Origin of the sequence: Microbulbifer sp. MCCC 1A16149, from assembly GCF_050368945.1 — a bacterium.
GTDB lineage: Bacteria > Pseudomonadota > Gammaproteobacteria > Pseudomonadales > Cellvibrionaceae > Microbulbifer.
Window position 1 is genome coordinate 1,199,899 of record NZ_CP185959.1, and the last position, 16,230, is coordinate 1,216,128.

At 59.2% G+C, this 16,230-nt stretch carries 17 protein-coding genes; 6 read left to right on the plus strand and 11 right to left on the minus strand.

Annotation, left to right across the window (positions count from 1 at the left end):
* Positions 1-71 precede the first annotated feature (71 nt).
* The 4 genes from ACONT6_RS04945 to recQ all read right to left on the minus strand — a co-directional run bounded on the left by ACONT6_RS04945 (position 72) and on the right by recQ (position 6,630).
* Positions 72-1,424: a serine hydrolase domain-containing protein gene (locus ACONT6_RS04945; protein WP_428820684.1), complete on the minus strand. Its 1,353-nt coding sequence runs from the start codon at positions 1,422-1,424 to the stop codon at positions 72-74.
* Between the two features lie 215 nt (positions 1,425-1,639).
* Positions 1,640-3,136, minus strand: a complete 1,497-nt coding sequence (locus tag ACONT6_RS04950; protein ID WP_428820685.1) for a CoA-acylating methylmalonate-semialdehyde dehydrogenase — start codon at positions 3,134-3,136, stop codon at positions 1,640-1,642.
* 77 nt (positions 3,137-3,213) lie between these two features.
* Positions 3,214-4,548 carry an aspartate aminotransferase family protein gene (locus ACONT6_RS04955; protein ID WP_181253767.1) on the minus strand — a complete coding sequence of 445 codons (1,335 nt, stop codon included), beginning with the start codon at positions 4,546-4,548 and terminating at the stop codon, positions 3,214-3,216.
* Positions 4,549-4,749: 201 nt separating this feature from the next.
* Positions 4,750-6,630 carry a DNA helicase RecQ gene (recQ, locus tag ACONT6_RS04960; RefSeq protein WP_428820686.1) on the minus strand — a complete coding sequence of 627 codons (1,881 nt, stop codon included), beginning with the start codon at positions 6,628-6,630 and terminating at the stop codon, positions 4,750-4,752.
* 142 nt (positions 6,631-6,772) lie between these two features.
* Here recQ and ACONT6_RS04965 point away from each other — a divergent pair, with 142 nt between their 5' ends.
* On the plus strand, positions 6,773-7,237 hold the full coding sequence (locus ACONT6_RS04965; RefSeq protein WP_428820687.1) for a hypothetical protein: 465 nt from the start codon (positions 6,773-6,775) through the stop codon (positions 7,235-7,237).
* 24 nt (positions 7,238-7,261) lie between these two features.
* Here the strand turns inward: ACONT6_RS04965 and ACONT6_RS04970 are convergent, their stop codons facing one another.
* Complete coding sequence (locus ACONT6_RS04970; protein WP_428820688.1) at positions 7,262-8,029, minus strand: glutaminyl-peptide cyclotransferase; 768 nt, start codon at positions 8,027-8,029, stop codon at positions 7,262-7,264.
* 52 nt (positions 8,030-8,081) lie between these two features.
* On the opposite strand from ACONT6_RS04970, the gene ACONT6_RS04975 reads away from it, so the two are divergent.
* Entirely contained in the window at positions 8,082-8,696 is a 615-nt protein-coding gene (locus tag ACONT6_RS04975; protein WP_428820689.1) for a DUF502 domain-containing protein, read from the plus strand.
* Between the two features lie 35 nt (positions 8,697-8,731).
* On the opposite strand, the gene mnmC is transcribed toward ACONT6_RS04975, so the two are convergent.
* From mnmC to ACONT6_RS04995, 4 genes are all read right to left on the minus strand, one after another.
* Positions 8,732-10,765 (minus strand): bifunctional tRNA (5-methylaminomethyl-2-thiouridine)(34)-methyltransferase MnmD/FAD-dependent 5-carboxymethylaminomethyl-2-thiouridine(34) oxidoreductase MnmC, encoded by a 2,034-nt coding sequence (mnmC, locus tag ACONT6_RS04980; RefSeq protein ID WP_428820690.1) that lies wholly within the window; start codon positions 10,763-10,765, stop codon positions 8,732-8,734.
* Positions 10,766-10,774: 9 nt separating this feature from the next.
* Positions 10,775-11,296: a flavodoxin FldB gene (gene fldB, locus ACONT6_RS04985; RefSeq protein ID WP_428820691.1), complete on the minus strand. Its 522-nt coding sequence runs from the start codon at positions 11,294-11,296 to the stop codon at positions 10,775-10,777.
* A gap of 18 nt (positions 11,297-11,314) precedes the next feature.
* On the minus strand, positions 11,315-11,782 hold the full coding sequence (trmL, locus tag ACONT6_RS04990; protein ID WP_078083954.1) for a tRNA (uridine(34)/cytosine(34)/5-carboxymethylaminomethyluridine(34)-2'-O)-methyltransferase TrmL: 468 nt from the start codon (positions 11,780-11,782) through the stop codon (positions 11,315-11,317).
* Positions 11,783-12,008: 226 nt separating this feature from the next.
* The gene (locus ACONT6_RS04995) at positions 12,009-12,539 is read right to left on the minus strand and encodes a glycine cleavage system protein R (protein WP_428820692.1); all 531 of its coding nucleotides are present in this window, start codon (positions 12,537-12,539) and stop codon (positions 12,009-12,011) included.
* A 207-nt stretch (positions 12,540-12,746) separates the two neighbouring features.
* On the opposite strand from ACONT6_RS04995, the gene ACONT6_RS05000 reads away from it, so the two are divergent.
* From ACONT6_RS05000 to ACONT6_RS05010, 3 genes are all read left to right on the plus strand, one after another.
* Positions 12,747-13,553: a class I SAM-dependent methyltransferase gene (locus tag ACONT6_RS05000; RefSeq protein ID WP_428820693.1), complete on the plus strand. Its 807-nt coding sequence runs from the start codon at positions 12,747-12,749 to the stop codon at positions 13,551-13,553.
* Positions 13,554-13,705: 152 nt separating this feature from the next.
* Complete coding sequence (locus tag ACONT6_RS05005) at positions 13,706-13,936, plus strand: YheU family protein (protein ID WP_428820694.1); 231 nt, start codon at positions 13,706-13,708, stop codon at positions 13,934-13,936.
* Entirely contained in the window at positions 13,936-14,592 is a 657-nt protein-coding gene (locus tag ACONT6_RS05010; protein ID WP_428820695.1) for an alpha/beta fold hydrolase, read from the plus strand. The genes ACONT6_RS05005 and ACONT6_RS05010 overlap by 1 nt, the downstream gene beginning before the upstream one ends.
* Here ACONT6_RS05010 and ACONT6_RS05015 read toward each other — a convergent pair.
* Complete coding sequence (locus ACONT6_RS05015; RefSeq protein ID WP_181253755.1) at positions 14,570-14,854, minus strand: antibiotic biosynthesis monooxygenase family protein; 285 nt, start codon at positions 14,852-14,854, stop codon at positions 14,570-14,572. The two genes, ACONT6_RS05010 and ACONT6_RS05015, sit on opposite strands and share 23 nt — an antisense overlap.
* 181 nt (positions 14,855-15,035) lie before the next feature.
* On the opposite strand from ACONT6_RS05015, the gene tusA reads away from it, so the two are divergent.
* The gene (gene tusA, locus ACONT6_RS05020; protein ID WP_428820696.1) at positions 15,036-15,281 is read left to right on the plus strand and encodes a sulfurtransferase TusA; all 246 of its coding nucleotides are present in this window, start codon (positions 15,036-15,038) and stop codon (positions 15,279-15,281) included.
* Between the two features lie 84 nt (positions 15,282-15,365).
* Here tusA and ACONT6_RS05025 read toward each other — a convergent pair whose 3' ends face one another.
* Complete coding sequence (locus ACONT6_RS05025; RefSeq protein WP_428820697.1) at positions 15,366-16,052, minus strand: hypothetical protein; 687 nt, start codon at positions 16,050-16,052, stop codon at positions 15,366-15,368.
* Positions 16,053-16,230 lie beyond the last annotated feature (178 nt).

Genomic DNA, 16,230 nt, shown 5'->3' on the forward strand with positions numbered 1-16,230 from the left:
TCCGGTGGCGGCGCCGCCACGAGACCATCTAATTGCTTTCCTGCTAGCTGTAACAGAGATGCCAATGTTTCTCAGGGCAGGAGCTGTGCGAAATTTCTGCCGGTGGGGTAGTCTCCCGAGCTCCAGCCAAGGCGGACAATCACCGTATCGGTCGAAGGCGAGATCATTACCGCCTGCTTGCGGTTGCCCAGCATAAAGTAGCTGTCTTGCGGTAGTTCGGGATAGCGCAGGGATTCCCCTGCATCATTCAGCCAGAACTGGTAGCCATAGCCAGAATCGTTACTGCTGCCGTTAGGGCTGCTAGCAGCGGTTACCCATCCCTCCGGGAGCAGCTGCTCGCTGTTCCACTTTCCATCCTGCAGCATCAGTAGACCCAGCCGGGCCCAGTCGCGCGCCGAGGCGTAAATGTAGGAGCTGCCCACAAATACACCGCTGGCATCTACCTCAAATGTGGTGTGTTGCATTCCCAGCGGGGCCAGGATTTGCTGGCGGAAAAAGTCCACATTGGACTGCGGGTTCCCTCCGAGCTGTTCATAGATCCAGCGAGCCAGCAGGTTGGTGGTGCCCGAGGAATAGGAAAAATGGGTGCCGGGGGAATGCGCGAGCTGGCTCTGCAATGCAATTTCCGAGGCGCTGTGTGCATTGAACAGCATACGGGTGGCGTCGCTACCCGGTGCATAGGTTTCGTCAAAATCCAGCCCCGATGACATCTGCAGCAGGTTCTCCAGGCTCACCTGCTGGCGTTCGTCGCGCCACTGGGGAAACAGCGGCGACGTTACTTCCAGTTCCGGCTGCAGTGCGTGTAAGCGGCCCAACATCATTGCCGTGAGGCTTTTGCCCATGGACCAGCCGAGCAGGGGTGTTTGCGGGGTTACCTGCGCACCGTAGGACTCGGCCACCAGCTGTCCACTTTGCACAACCAGCAGTGCGCGGGTATTGAGGCCTGCCCGATTGTCTTCCGCGAGGATGCTGTCGAGGGTGCGCTGTAGAGCCGGGTTGATATGGGCAGGGTTTTCCCCGGTCGGCCAGTCCCCGGCTGTGCTGGCAAGCGGCGCTGCTACTACCTGGTCGAGTGCGCGGGTATCGCCGACATCCAGTGTACAGCCGAGTCCGGGGCGGAAGGTGGCGGTAGTCTCGCCCAATCCAAACAGTGTGGCCGTCACGCGCTTGCCCTGGTTGTCATAGTGCAGGTCCAGAAACTGATTTGCCGGGGAGTAGGAGGCGAGATCATCGAGGTTGCGCGCCTCGCTGAAGCCGGAAACAAAGTACCCGGAGCAGGCGAGCTTTGCCCCCATACCGGTGGCCACCCTGACCGCGCTGCCCAGCTGGGTGATGGAAAAACCGAGCAGGCTCGGTGCCAGCAGGGCCAGCAGAAGGAGCAGGCCGGCGAAGCCCGCGAGCAAGGTCAGGATGGTCTTTTTCATGAATTGGCGGCCCAATTGATCAGTAGCCCCGGATTTTAACAATCTGTTCCGAACTCCCGGCAGGTTATCGGAGGTCAAAGGTGAGGAGAGATGGGAGGAGAGATGGGAGGAGAGATGGGAGGAGCGAGCGAAAGCGGGAAGGTGACCGGCAATAAAAAAGCCGGTGCCCGCGGTAACGCGGACACCGGCTTTTCGATCAGGCTAGATCGGCGTGCTTAGCCGTTGCTCGGGAAGGTGAACTGGGCACCCTCGCGCACACCGCTGGCGGGCCAGCGCTGGGTAATGGTCTTGCGCTTGCTGTAGAAACGCACCGCATCCGGGCCGTATGCGTGCAGGTCGCCAAACAGGGACTGCTTCCAGCCGCCGAAGCTGTGATAGGCCACCGGTACCGGCAGCGGCACGTTGACGCCTACCATGCCCACCAGAATATTGTCGGCAAAGTAGCGTGCTGCTTCACCGTCGCGGGTGAAAATGCAGGTGCCGTTGCCGTACTCGTGGGCATTGATGATATCCATGGCTTCCTGCATGGTATCGACACGCATGACGCACAGCACCGGACCAAAAATTTCGTCCTGGTGAATGACCATGCCTTCCTTCACCCGGTCAAACAGGCTGGCGCCGAGGTAGTTGCCGTTTTCAAAGCCGGGTACTTTCAGGCCGCGGCCATCTACCACCAGTTCCGCGCCTTCCTCGACGCCCTTGGCGATATAGCCTTCGATCTTTTCAAGCTGTACACGGGTCACTACCGGGCCCATGTCGTTGTTGTTGTCCATGCCGTCGCCAACCTTGAGATTCGCGATCTGTGCCTTCAGCTTTTCGATCAGCGCGTCGGCGGTGGCATCGCCCACCGCAACCGCCACGGAGATTGCCATGCAGCGCTCACCGCAGGAACCGTAGGCTGCACCCATTAGGGCACTGACGGCGTTGTCGAGATCCGCATCCGGCATCACGATGGCGTGGTTCTTGGCACCGCCAAACGCCTGTACCCGCTTGCCGTTGCTACAGCCAGTTTCGTAAACGTATTTGGCGATGGGGGTGGAGCCCACAAAGCTGACTGCGTGCACACGCTTGTCGCTCAACAGGGTGTCGACCGCTTCCTTATCGCCGTTGACCACGTTCAGAACGCCAGCGGGCAGGCCCGCTTCCAGTGCCAGCTGAGCAATCAGCAGGGCGGAGCTCGGGTCGCGCTCGGAAGGCTTGAGGATAAAGGTGTTGCCGCAGGCAACCGCCATCGGCCACATCCACAGGGGTACCATGGCCGGGAAATTGAACGGCGTGATACCGGCGCAGACGCCCAGCGGCTGGAACTCACTCCAGGAATCGATGGCCGGGCCAACGTTCTTGCTGTGTTCACCTTTCAGCAATTCCGGTACGCCACAGGCGTACTCGACGTTCTCAATACCGCGCTGGAGTTCACCCAGGGCATCATTCAGTACCTTGCCGTGTTCGCGGGTAATCAGCTCGCAGATTTTGTCCGCGTTCTGCTCCAGCAGGTCTTTGAAACGGAACATGATGCGCGCGCGTTTGATCGGCGGCGTGTTGCGCCACTCCGGGTACGCTGCCTGGGCGACAGCGATCGCCTCTTCGACGGTGGCCTTGCTGGCCAGCGCAACTCGTCCTTCTACTTCGTTGGTAGATGGATTAACGATGTCCTGGTAGCGGTCGTCGCCTGTTTGCATTTCGCCGTTGATCATATGGCCGACGGTATTCATGATTTCTCTCCCGAGGGATTGCTCCCAATTCGAATTCAATTCTCGGCAGCGGCGTTGCCGCTGCTCTGCTATTGCGCTTACTGGATTTCCTGAAGAATATCCCGCAGGGTCTCGGCGATCTCGGTGATCTGATTGCGCTCGATAATAAAGGGCGGTGCAACGGCGATGGTGTCGCCGGTCCAGCGCAGCAAGATACCGCGGCGGTAAGCTTCCAGAACCACTTCCATAGCGCGCTTGCCCGGTTCACCTTCGCGGGGTTGCAACTGAATAGCGCCGGCAAGTCCGTAGTTGCGGATATCCACAACGTGGGATGCGCTGTTCAGGCTGTGCAGCGCTTCTTCAAAGTAGGGCGCCATTTCTTTGACGCGGTCGAATAGCTTTTCACTTTCATAAATATCCAGTGTCGCCATGGCCGCGGCACAGGCTACCGGATGTGCAGAATAGGTATAGCCGTGTGCCAGTTCCGGAATGTGTTCCGGGCCCTGCATAAAGGTGTCGTAGATGGCGTCGCTGGCGAATACCGCGCCCATGGGAATGGCACCGTTGGTGATGCCTTTCGCGGTGGTAATGATATCCGGCTGTACGTCGAATTCCTGCGCGGCAAATGCGGAGCCGGTGCGGCCGAAGCCGGTAATAACTTCGTCAAAAATCAGCAGGATATCGTGCGCGGAACAGAGTTCGCGTAGCTTTTTCAGATAGCCCTTGGGCGGGAGAATCACACCAGCGGAACCGGCGAAAGGCTCAACCATGACCGCGGCAATATTTTCCGCGCCCTGCAGATTGATGATATCCAGCAGGCGATTGGCCATGAGCTCGCCACCGTTTTCCGGCAGGCCGCGGGAAAAGGTGTTTTCCGGCAGCAGGGTATGCGGCAGGTGGTCTACATCCAGTGCCGGGCCAAAGGTCTTGCGGTTGCCGACCATGCCGCCCACGGAGATACCGCCGAAGTTGACCCCGTGGTATCCCTGCGCGCGGCCTACCAGGCGGATTTTCTCCGGGCGACCCTTGGCTCGCCAGTAGGCGCGGGCGATCTTGAGCGCGGTGTCGGCAGCTTCAGAGCCGGAGTTGCAGAAAAATACCCGATTCAGGTCGCCCGGGGCCATATCCGCCAGCCGCTTCGCCAGTTTGAAGGCGGTGGGGTGGCCGAACTGGAACGCGGGGGAGTAGTCCAGGCTGGTGAGCTGGCCGGCAACGGCGTCGGCAATTTCCCGGCGGCCGTGTCCCAGGTTGCTACACCAGAGGCCGGAGAAGGCATCCAGCACCGAACGACCGTCGGCGGTCGTGTAATGCATACCCTCCGCGGCTACAAACAGGCGCGGGTCGGATTTGAAATGGCGGTTGCCGGTAAATGGCATCCAGTGGGCTTCGAGCTCTTCGGGGCTCAGGCCGGCGAGGCTGTCTAGATCAGCCATGGTTCACCTCGTGACTTCAACGGTGTTTATTGTGGATTAGTTGTTGCGGATCAAATGAGATGAAGTGAGTTTAGGGGTGATCAATAAACTTTACAATAGTTGAGTTAAGCTTCGGTTACTTGGGTTTTAGCGACCTTATTGTCTATATTTTGTTCGATATGACTGGGTATTCGAGTTTCTATTGGTTTGTTGTTAAATATATTAACCGCTTGTTTGCGCGGCGGAATCACCCTCGAATTCCTGCAGCAGCGCGAGAAACGGCTCGCCAAAACGCGCCAGTTTGCTGTCGCCAATGCCGGATATTGCCAGCATCTCGGCTTCGTTGCGCGGTCGTGCGGACAGCATTTCCCGCAGGGTTGCATCGTGAAACACGACATAGGGCGGCACACCGCGCTCTTCGGCGAGGGATTTGCGCAGGGCGCGCAGTGCATCCCACAGGGGGATATCCTCGTCGGCGATTTCCACCGGGGCGCGGGAACGGGAGTCCACCGCGCCTTTGGCCGTTTTTGCCGGCGTCTTGGGCAGTGTGCGCAGCTGCAGGTTTTCCTCGCCGCGCAGCACTGGCCGGCACTGTTCGGTGAGCTGCAGCGCATTGAATGCTTCGGGGTTCACCTGTAGATAGCCGCGTACCACCAGCTGTCGGGTGACTGCGCGCCATTCATTGCCACTGAGGTCCGCGCCGATACCGTAGGTCGACAATTGAGAATGTTGAAACTGGCGAATCTTTTCCGTGTCTGCGCCGCGCAGTACATCGATCACATGGGCGGCGCCAAAGCGCTGGCCAGTGCGGTAGATGCACGACATCAGTTTGCGTGCGGCATCGCTGGCGTCCCAGGTGGCGGGAGGCTCGAGGCAGGTATCGCAGTTGCCGCAGTCCGCGGTGAGTTCTTCATTGAAGTAGCGCAGCAGTGCCTTGCGACGACAGCTGGTGATCTCACACAGGCCGAGCATGGCGTCCAGCCGCTGCCGCTCCTGGCGTTTGTGCTCCTCGCTGCCTTCGGAGGTGGCGGCCATCTGACTGAGCTTGACCACATCTTCCAGGCCGTAGAGCAATAGGGCCGTTGCAGGTTCACCGTCACGCCCGGCTCGACCGGTCTCCTGGTAATAGGCCTCGATACTTTTCGGGAGGTCCAGGTGGGCCACGAAGCGTACATCGGGCTTGTCGATTCCCATGCCAAAGGCAATGGTGGCAACCACAAGGACGCCCTCTTCACGCAGGAATCGACGCTGGTGCTCTGCGCGCATGTTGGCGGAAAGCCCTGCGTGATAGGGCAGGGCGTTGAAACCCTGCTGCTGCAGCCACTGCGCGGTGGATTCCACCTTGTTGCGGGAAAGACAGTAAATCACCCCGGCATTGCCCTGCTGTTCCGAAGTCAGGAACTGCAGCAGTTGTCGCTTGGGGTTGTTCTTGGGGGCAATTCGGTACTGGATATTCGGGCGGTCGAAGCTGCTCACAAAGTGTCGGGCTTCGGCCAGGTCCAGACGCTGGGCGATTTCACGGCGCGTGCGCTGGTCCGCGGTCGCTGTCAGTGCCACCCGCGGCACCTGCGGAAAGCGCTGGTGCAGGCAGGAGAGTTGCAGGTAATCGGCGCGGAAGTCGTGCCCCCACTGGCTGACACAGTGGGCCTCGTCGATGGCGAACAGGGCGATCTCGGCCCGTTCCAGCAGATCCAGTGTGCGGGGTTGCAGCAGCCGTTCCGGGGCGAGGTAAAGAAGCTCCAGATCGCCGCGCATCAGCTGGTCTTCAATGTCCTGGGCTTCCCGGAAGTCCAGTGATGAGTTCAGGAAGGCCGCAGATACCCCTGCGGCGCGCAGGGCTTCCACCTGGTCCTGCATCAGGGCAATGAGAGGGGATATCACGATTCCGCATCCCGGGCGCGCCAGGGCGGGTATCTGGTAACACAGGGATTTGCCGCCGCCGGTGGGCATCAAAACCAGCGCATCCCCGCCATTCACCAGCGTGTCGATAATGGTTTGCTGGTCACCGCGAAATCCGGTGTAGCCGAAGGTGTGTTCGAGTATGTAGTGGGGTCTGCGGTCGTCTCGGGTATTGGCGACCGGGGATGCGGTTGTGTCTGTCATGGGCGGCAGTATACCCCCCGAGGCTCGCCAGCGGCGAACTGGTACGGGCAATCTGCTGTCCAATTCTTGGCGTATGATTCGTTATAAAGTCGTGACGATGATCTATAATCCCACCACCGCAGACATAGACAGGGATAAAGCTATGTGCGTAAAGACAATGAAGTCTGTGCTGATCTTCAATACGCTGCTATCCGGTGTATTGCTCTTGCTTGCGGGCTGCACTTCCCAAGCGCCGGAACCCATCAATCCCCGCAATCTCGCCCAGTCCGCCGTAGCGGACACCCACCTGGGGTGGAAGCCGGCGCCTGCCAACCAGCTCAATTATTCCCTCGCCACTTCCAGCGGCATCGCGCGTATGGAAATGCGGGAGTTGCCCGTCGATTTACAGGCAGTGACCATCGAGTTACCGGGTATGCGCAATATCGAGGGTATCCAGTGGCGTGGTACTGGCGGTGACAATGCCATGCTGTTCGATGGTGTGGAGGGCATGGACGGGGTAACGGTAGAGCGCCAGCACCGGGGCTATCTGTTGCAGGTCCGAGGGCGTGCCCTGGAGTCCATTCGCAGCGGCGGTTTTCTCACAGTGATCGATTACTATCGGAACTAGTGTGAATCACAGTGGGGCGGGGCGCTAAAACCCCAACCCCTCGGGGCGGATCAGGTAGAGTTTCGGCCAGAGCTTCCCGGTAACCCAGAGTCCATTGCGCGCCTCATCCCAGGCGATGCCATTGGCCACCGCATCCACATGCCGGCGCCCCTGCAGGCTGTCTCTGCGCAACTTTTCCAGGTCCAGTACCCCCTTCACCGCGCCACTCTCCGGGTCGATGGCGATGATCCTCGGATCCTGCCAGATATTGGCCCAGATGAGTCCGTGCACATATTCCAGTTCGTTCAGGCGCGACCATTGCTCGCCACCACCTGTGACGGTCAGCTGTCGGGTGACGGCGAAGGTGTCCGGGTCGCGAAAGGTCAGCGTGTCGCTGCCGTTGCTCATGATCAGCTGCTGCCCGTCACTGGTGAGTCCCCAGCCTTCTCCCCGGTAGCTCAACACCTTTTCCAGGGAGAATGCTTTGCGGTGGTAGATCTGGACCTCGCCCGCGCGATAGGTGAGCAGATACAGTTTGTCCCCCAGAACTGCGAGCCCTTCCGCAAAGCGGTCGCCCGCCAGCCATTTGCGCCTTACGGGATTGCCCCCGGGGTCGGTATACTCCGCGAGCCAGGAGCGGCCGTAGAGTCCGCTGCTTTCCAGCCAGCGTTCGCCGTCAAAATAGAGCCCTTGGGTAAAGTGGTCGGCGGGCCGGGCCTTGCTGTCCAACAGCTCGTACTCCACGGGGACTGTGGCACAGGCAGTACTGCAAGCCAGCAGTAGGGACAGGAAGGTAGTGATGGCAGTTTTCATGGCGGGTTAGCGGTATCCCTGTTCAACGCGAATAAGATCAGTGCAGTAATTTATGACCAGAATAAAAGCCTTTGTCACTCTGACACTACTCGGTGGCCTGGCAGTGGTGTTGCCCATCGTCATTTTTTTCTTGCTGTTTCAGTGGCTGTTTGGCCAGATCAGCGAGATGGTGGCGCCGGCGACCCAGTGGATGCAGGCACATACACAATTCAAGGATAACTTTGCGCGCCTTGTGGTGATAGCACTGATCCTCGGCTTGTGTTTCCTGATTGGTCTGCTGGTGAAAACCAGTGTTGGCCGCTGGGCGCACCGGCATCTGGATTATTGGCTGGGCAAGCTGGCGCCGGGCTACACCACGATCAAGGATCTGGTGCTGCAGTTTATCGGCGGCGCTGGCAGTGAGGGTGTATTGTCCGGACCGGTTGCCCGTGCGCGCATTCACGGAAAGGACAACCCGCTCTCGGTAACCGCGATTGTTACCTCCCAGCATGCCAACGGAGATTACACGGTGTACGTACCCACCGCGCCGGTACCGACCTCGGGCTTTGTTTACCACCTGCCACCGGATTGCGTTGAGATCCTCCCCCATGTGACCGTGGAAGCGGCGATGAAATCGATCGTGGCCTGTGGTTCCGGCAGCGGTCCGCTGTTGGCCGGGCCGGGCTGAAGGCTGGTTTATTCCTCAGCCGTTCTTCGACAGGATCAGTCCATTATTGCCCGGTTCTTGCCCAGTGCGCGGATGGCAAAGCGCATTGGGTGCAGCGCCTTCACCAATTCTTCCGAAACCGGCATCACCTCTCCGGCAATCCATCCCGCAAGTACTTCCGCGGCCAGCGGCGCATAGGTGAATCCCCGCGAGCCCAGCCCTGCGAGTACGTAGAGGTGTGGCTGATAGGGCGTGCGCCGGTCAATCCGTTGCTTACGGTTCTTGCGCAGCGCCTGATAGGTGCCTTCCAGCTGATCCCAATCCGCGACCGGGCCGGCCATGGGCAGATAGTCCGGCGTCGCCGCACGCAGGGCGGCACGCCCCTCGAGAGGCTGATCCTCGAACGACTGCGCGATCTCCGGGAGCAGGGAGGCCAGTGTGTGCAGGTTTTCCCGGTGTTCTTCTGCGCGAAGCTCTGTATCGGTCTGCTTCAGTTTGAAAGTGGCCCCGAAGCTGTGGCGCGGGCTGCCATCGCGCGCCGCGGCGGGGGCGATATAGCCTTCGCCGCACAGGGCCAATTTGAGCTTCCGTGATTCCTCGGTTGCTTGAGCAAAGGACACCTGGCCGCGTATGGGCTGCAGGGGCAGGGGCGAGGTCTGGGGGAAATGGCGATTGAAATTGGCGGTGCACATTATCAGCGCATCAAATGAAGCCGCTGCACTGCTTCCCGCGACTGCCAGTTGCCATTGATCGGCGGTATAGCGCGCGTCTTTTACCGGCGTGTTAAAGCGGGTTTCAATATTGGGGTGTTGCAGCAATGCAGAACAGACCTGCCTTGGTTGCAGCCAGCCCGCGCTGGGGAAAAACAGCCCGGGCGCCTGTAGTGGTACGCCGGCCAGTTCACTGGCCTGTGCGGCCGATACCGGTTGCGCAAGCGCGGCGTCCCCATCCAGCGAGAGCTGCTCGACTATCTGTTGTTGTAGTTGCTGTTCTTTTTCCGTCTGGGCCAGTTGCAGCAGTCCATCAAAGTGTACCGCCTCCGGACATGCCGCCGGGTAAAAACGCTGGGCAAACTGCAGCGCAAGCAGGTTGAAGTCTCCGTTAGGTCCCGGTTTGGGGGAGAGCTTCGCATAGAGGATGCCCTGGTCATTGCCGGAGGCGCCGCTGCCCGGGGCCTCGCCCTGTTCAAATACGGTAACGCGGATGTTCCGTTCCGCCAGCGCACGCGCGGCTGCGGCGCCGGCGATGCCCGCGCCGACAATCGCAACGGTGTCTGGTGTTTTGTGTGTGACGGGAGGCAGGTGCCACGGGGTGACACGATGTGTGTGCGGGTGGGCTACTGGCGAGGGGGTGAATTCGCCCCGCAGCATTTCCCGTTTGCGCCCAAACCCGGGCACTTTCTGTAAGGTAAAACCCGCGGATTTCAGGCCGCGCTTGACGATGCCCGCGCAGGTAAAGGTTGCGAAGGTCGCATTTGCAGCGCTCAGCCTGGCCATTGCCTGAAACAGGTCTTCGCTCCACATGTCCGGATTTTTCGACGGGGCGAATCCATCCAGAAACCACGCGTCGACCAGGCTGTCCCTATCTGGATCGTCGAGCTGCAACTGTTCGAAGCCGCGGCTGGCTTCATCGATCACCAGTGTCAGGTAAACGCCGGCGGAAAAGCGCAGCCTATGCACCCCGGGTGCCAGGTAGGAGGGGTACTGAGCGATCAGCTCGCGGCTCAGCTCGGCCAGTTCCGGCCACATCGCCAGGGCCCGGGCCAGGTCGCGAGGGTGCAGTGGGAATTTTTCTACGCTGATGAAATGCAGGCGGGCGTTTTCCGGGGCGCACTGCCGCCACAGTTGCCAGGCCGCGAGAAAGTTGAGTCCGGTACCAAAGCCGGTTTCGCCGATGGTAAAACAGGCGCCGGGCGACAGGCTGGCCCAGCGCTCTGGCAATCGGTTTTCGCCGAGAAATACGTGGCGCGTTTCCTCAAGGCCGGAGGCGGTGGAAAAGTAGATGTCGTCAAACGCACTGGAAACTGGCTGGCCGTTTTCGCGCCACTCCAGCTCGGCGTGATGAATCGATGACCTGTTCTGTTCAGGCATGGGCGCGGCTCACTGGAGCCCGAACTCGCGCATGATCTGTGCGCACCATTGGTCCAGGCGCTCGTCACTGCGGTCAAATTCGTTTTCTTCATCCAGGGCGAGGCCGACAAACTGGCTGCCATCTGGCGTCAGGCCTTTGGATTCCTCGAACTGGTAACCATCTGCGGACCAGTAGCCCACCGCTTTGGCGCCAACCGCGACCATCTGCGCGTGCAGGTAGCCAAGGGCATCCTGATACCACTGGGGATAACCTTCCTGGTCACCCAGGCCATACAGGGCGACGGTTTTTCCGCTCAGGTTCAGTTGCGCCAGCTGGTCCCAGCAGTTTTCCCAGTCCTCCTGCAGTTCGCCGTAGTCCCAGGTGGGGATGCCGAGGATCAGGAAATCGTATTCCTGCATCTGGGTGATATCGTCGTCGGCGACATTGTGCAGGTCTACCCATTCTTCTCCGAGACGATCGCGGATTTTTTCCGCCGCCATTTCGGTGTAACAGGTGCTGGATCCGTAGAAAAGTCCGATAGGTGCGCGCATAACGTATTGAGAGTTGATTCAGCCTTGGGCGTTGACATAGCCAAGCTGTCGCCAGGCTTCATAAATAACGATGGCCGCAGCATTGGAAAGATTGATGCTGCGGCTATTGGCGCACATGGGGATGCGCAGGGTGTGCTCCTGGCCCGTCCGGGCGAGAAATTCCGCGGGCAGGCCGCGGGTCTCGGGGCCAAAGACGATGGCGTCGTCGGCGCGGAATTCAATCTCCGAGTGCCTGCGACTGCCCTTGGTGGAAAGTGCCAGTACCCGCTTGGGCTGTTCCGTTTCCACAAACGCATCCCAGTCCCGGTGACGTACCACGCGGCTGTATTCCGCATAGTCCAGTCCCGCCCGGCGCAGGCGCTTGTCATCCATGGTGAACCCGAGGGGTTCAATCAGATGCAATTCGGCACCGGTATTGGCACATAGGCGGATGATATTGCCGGTGTTGGGGGCAATTTCCGGCTGGTAGAGCACGATTTTGAACATAGTTGTGGTAACTGAGCCATAGAAGGCGAACACATTGGTTTGCCTGCATAGGTTTGGGCGAAGGTGTCGATACCGGGTACTGCCTTGTGAGACCTTCTGCGAGAGGGACCTCGCTGAAGAGCCCCCATGGATGGGTGCACGGCGTGTCTCACAAGGCGGTACCCGGTAGCGGCACCGCCTCTGAACTGTCCGTGCCCAACCTCTCGGCTCGGCAAATTGGCGGGGATTATAGCGCGGAGGAGGTTTCTTCGCAGTCGATCTCGACTCCCAGTTCGTCGGCGATCTCATCCAGCTCGTCGTGCAGGCCGTCGATACTGACATCTTCGGAGACACTGATGGTGCACTCGGCAGTAAACAGGGGCTCCCCACTCCAGGGAGTGCTGCCGTAGCGGGTATCCAGGGTTTCCACGTTGATCCGGCGGGCGGCCAGGGCGCGGGAGATTTCCTTGACGATCCCGGGGCGGTCGTTGCCTACCAGTTTGAGTTGCAGGGTCTGGCGGCCGTCGGCAGCCACCGCGAGCGCATCCTCGATCTGAAGCTTGAAGTCGCTACCGGCAAGGCTTTGCAGGGCGTCCTTGAGGCGAGCACTGTCTTCTGCAGCCACGCTGAGACGCAGGATACCGGCGAACTTGCCGGCAAAATGTGCCATGCGGCTGTCTTCCCAGTTGCCACCATTTTCCGCTACTGCGGACGAGAGCATTTCCACCACACCGGGCTTGTCGTCGCTGATAATGGAGATGACGAGGTGCTGTTGCATGAGGGCTTCCTTACTGACGCTACTGAACCTGTTATAGGTCGGGGTGTGCTGAATTGTAGCCAGTGTGGTGCCCGCTGGGCAAAATTCTCGTTAATGGGATACGTGGAACCCAGATACCGTCGAGCTGTCTTTACAAGACGATTCTCGCGGTGTTGAATCAATGGTCGGAGAACATAATTCTAAGCAGTCTCTCATAAGGAGAAACCCATGAAATTGACCCATTGGCTGGCCGGTATGGCCTGCACTGTGGCCTTTGCCGGCGCGGTACAGGCGGATCCTTTGAAAAATGCCGTTGCGGACGAGCACCGCACCGAAGCTTACGCAGAGCGTGACCAGTATCGTCACCCTGCGGAAACCCTGGCATTTTTCCAGGTGCAGCCGGACATGACCGTGGTGGAAATCTGGCCGGGCGGTGGCTGGTATACCGAAATTCTGTCCCCGCTGCTGAAGGCTGAGGGCACCCTGTATGCGGCGCATTTCCCCAAGGACTCCGAGGTGGGCTATTTCAAGCGCTCCCGGGAAAACTTTGAAAAGTGGCTGAAGGAAGAGAAAGATACCTACGGCGGTATCAAACTGACCGAATTTGCACCGGGCAGTGACAGCGAAATTGCGCCGGAAGGTTCTGCGGATGCGGTACTGACTTTCCGCAATGTGCACAACTGGATGCGCGGGGAAAAAGAACAGGCGGCGTTCGAGACTTTTTACAAAGCGCTGAAGCCGGGCGGTGTGCTGGGGGTGGTAGAGCACCGGGCGAAGCCGGGCACCAGTCGCGAGGATATGATGAAGAGCGGTTATATGACCCAGGCCTACGTCATTGAGCTCGCCAAGAATGCGGGCTTCGAGCTGGAGGAAACCAGTGAGGTCAACGCTAACCCGAAAGACACTGCGGATCACCCAAAGGGTGTCTGGACCCTGCCGCCGTCCCTGGCGCTCGGTGAAGAAGATCGGGAAAAGTACAAGGCGATCGGCGAAAGCGACCGTATGACCTTGCGGTTCCGCAAACCCAAGTCCTGATATTTTCGCCCGAGCGAAGTTAGAATGCCCCGGAATTCCCGGGGCATTTTTTTTCGGGGGTTGAAAATTTATGCGCAGTGCTCGACTTTCGATTCAAGAGTTTGTGCTCTTTATACTAACGCTTAACCCGTAATTACTTGTTATAGGTCCCCATGATCATCCCTCATCGCCAAATAGATCCGGAAGCCCTGCAAAACCTGCTGGAAGAATACGCTACTCGCGACGGTACTGATTATGGTGAACGCGAGGTAAGCCTGGAGGACAAGGTGGCGAGCCTGCGCCGTCAGCTCGAAAACAAGACGGTGGTGATCTGGTTTGAGCCCGGCGAGGAATCGGTCAACCTGATTCTTTCGGAAGATATTCCCGCGGATGGCGAAGTCTGATGGGGGCCGGTCAGGACTGGATTGTCGACACCCCCGAGCAGGAGCCTGTCGCCTGGTTTCTGTTCGCCCACGGCGCCGGTGCGCCGATGGACAGTGACTTTATGCAGGCACTGGCAACTATGCTGTCGGGGCAGGGCATAGGTGTGGTGCGCTTCGAGTTTCCGTATATGGCGGAGCGGCGAGAGTCCGGCAAGCGGCGTCCGCCGAACAAGATGGACGTATTGCTGGCGTCGTTTCAGGAACAGATCGACCGAGTGCGTGCGGAATTACCTGAGGCTCCGCTGTTTATCGGCGGCAAGTCCATGGGCGGGCGGGTGGCGAGTATGCTCGCTGAGGAAAACTTTGCGCAGGGAAAGGTTGCCGGCGTCGTGTGTCTCGGGTACCCGTTCCATCCACCGGGCAAGTCGGAAAAGTTACGCACCGAACATCTGTTGTCCCTCGCCTGTCCCGCGCTCGTTGTGCAGGGTACGCGCGATAAACTGGGGGATGCAGATGAGGTGGCAGGGTACGGGCTGTCGTCGGCAATCCAGGTTTACTGGCTGGAGGACGGCGACCACGACTTCAAGCCGCGCAAGGCCAGCGGCTACAGCCAGCAGCAACACTGGCGCACCGCCGCTGACCAGATAGCGGCGTTTATGCGCGCTCGAGAATCGTGATGCGTTCTTCGTGCGCGAGCATGGGGGCCAGTTGCGCCATCTGATCGCGGCGTTCTTCGCTGTTGTACCACTGCTGCCAGTGCAGCACGGACTTCCACTTGGACAGGGTGAAGCGGCGGCGACGGTTGTCCAGTTCGGTATAGGTGTGGCCGTCCACAAATCCGGTGGTCTGGTAGGCGTTGGTCAAGAGCCTGCGGGCGGCTTCTTCGTAGGTGGTCTCCAGATCTTCAGCAACTTCTCTTTCGATCAATACGTAAATCATTACTGCTTTCTCGCTTCTACTCGATCGCAATCGCGGGTGCTACCCGTGTCTGCAGTTTAGTCTTTCCGTGGACGTCTGCGGTGGACCGAGCGCTTACCGGTGCCATTGCGGTGGCCGCATGGTCCACTTTAAAGATGACGAATCGTGACAAATCTCCGACAATGTCGACACTAAGAATCTCATGAAAGGTACTATGAAGTCACACCACACGCTCGATGCCCGCGGCCTGCTGTGCCCGGAGCCCGTCATGATGCTCCACGCTGCAGTGCGCAAGGTAGCTGCGGGAGAGGTATTGCAGATGTTTGCCACAGACCCCTCGACCCAGCGGGATGTACCGAAATTCTGTCAGTTTCTCGGTTACGAACTGGTGAAGCACGCGGAGGAGAACGATGAGTTTGTGTACTGGATCCGCAAGGCGGATGCCTGATTAGTGTGTGTGATTTTCACGGGCTGGAATGTAACAAGGGCGACCACTGGTCGCCCTTGTTGTGTGTGATATTGAAGGAAATATTCAGGGCGAAGTGACAAGCGCCGCGATCGCAGCGAGGGCCTCCGGGTCCTCAGATTTGATCTTGTTGGCGATGTGGTGTTGGAAGAAGTAACGGAAACATTCCGACTCCTGTGCCGGGTACAGGCAATCGTCCCCGGGAAGAACCGGTGTGGTCTCGACACTATTGTGATCAATCAGCATGCCGTGGATCTCACCGCTGGCAAAAAGGCGCCAGCTCACCACTTCGGTAAGGGTCAGGTTCTCCTTGCCAGCATCCATAAATACCGCGTGGGTACCAATGGTGTCGGGGATCTCCTGGACAACCTCATCCGCCTGATTGCTTTCGTACTCGAAATATTCCGCCGCAGTCTCCAGCTCGACGATTTTATGGATGGGGGCCTCGTGGAAAATTTCCTCGATACCCGGGTCATAGTAGCCTTCGAACCGTCCATCCAGGGGATCCTGGATATCCGGGCAGGCCACAATTGAGTTCAACCAGGGAACCAGTCCGACAATCTCACCGTTGGCACGGAGGCCCCAGCATAGGATTTTCAGACTGTAGAGGTCAGTTCCACTCGAATTGTTGGAGTAGAGCATTTCCAAGCCATCCAGCTCCGGAGACAGACGGATAAACCGCAGATTCTCTGAAGTTTCGATTGGCTTGCCGGTGAAGAGGTCAACCACGTTGCTGGTACTGTGGTCGGTCATGGAGCACCTCCTTGCAGGGCCGGTAGTAGGGCGGGAAGGTCTTGTACTACTTATGAAGTGCAACCGGCGTAGGGATGCCGAGCGAGGGCCGGGCGGCCAATCGCCGAATCCAGACTCCGGGAGCGCCTTTTTGCCTCCCTGGGAAGCCGGTACCGCAACCGAAAACAACCACTCACAG

Coding starts and splice junctions, on each gene's coding strand:
- ACONT6_RS04945 (WP_428820684.1), bottom strand. CDS start 1,424: ATGAAAAAGACCATCCTGACCTTGCTCGCGGGCTTCGCCGGCCTGCTC.
- ACONT6_RS04950 (WP_428820685.1), bottom strand. CDS start 3,136: ATGAATACCGTCGGCCATATGATCAACGGCGAAATGCAAACAGGCGAC.
- ACONT6_RS04955 (WP_181253767.1), bottom strand. CDS start 4,548: ATGGCTGATCTAGACAGCCTCGCCGGCCTGAGCCCCGAAGAGCTCGAA.
- recQ (WP_428820686.1), bottom strand. CDS start 6,630: ATGACAGACACAACCGCATCCCCGGTCGCCAATACCCGAGACGACCGC.
- ACONT6_RS04965 (WP_428820687.1), top strand. CDS start 6,773: ATGTGCGTAAAGACAATGAAGTCTGTGCTGATCTTCAATACGCTGCTA.
- ACONT6_RS04970 (WP_428820688.1), bottom strand. CDS start 8,029: ATGAAAACTGCCATCACTACCTTCCTGTCCCTACTGCTGGCTTGCAGT.
- ACONT6_RS04975 (WP_428820689.1), top strand. CDS start 8,082: ATGACCAGAATAAAAGCCTTTGTCACTCTGACACTACTCGGTGGCCTG.
- mnmC (WP_428820690.1), bottom strand. CDS start 10,765: ATGCCTGAACAGAACAGGTCATCGATTCATCACGCCGAGCTGGAGTGG.
- fldB (WP_428820691.1), bottom strand. CDS start 11,296: ATGCGCGCACCTATCGGACTTTTCTACGGATCCAGCACCTGTTACACC.
- trmL (WP_078083954.1), bottom strand. CDS start 11,782: ATGTTCAAAATCGTGCTCTACCAGCCGGAAATTGCCCCCAACACCGGC.
- ACONT6_RS04995 (WP_428820692.1), bottom strand. CDS start 12,539: ATGCAACAGCACCTCGTCATCTCCATTATCAGCGACGACAAGCCCGGT.
- ACONT6_RS05000 (WP_428820693.1), top strand. CDS start 12,747: ATGAAATTGACCCATTGGCTGGCCGGTATGGCCTGCACTGTGGCCTTT.
- ACONT6_RS05005 (WP_428820694.1), top strand. CDS start 13,706: ATGATCATCCCTCATCGCCAAATAGATCCGGAAGCCCTGCAAAACCTG.
- ACONT6_RS05010 (WP_428820695.1), top strand. CDS start 13,936: ATGGGGGCCGGTCAGGACTGGATTGTCGACACCCCCGAGCAGGAGCCT.
- ACONT6_RS05015 (WP_181253755.1), bottom strand. CDS start 14,854: ATGATTTACGTATTGATCGAAAGAGAAGTTGCTGAAGATCTGGAGACC.
- tusA (WP_428820696.1), top strand. CDS start 15,036: ATGAAAGGTACTATGAAGTCACACCACACGCTCGATGCCCGCGGCCTG.
- ACONT6_RS05025 (WP_428820697.1), bottom strand. CDS start 16,052: ATGACCGACCACAGTACCAGCAACGTGGTTGACCTCTTCACCGGCAAG.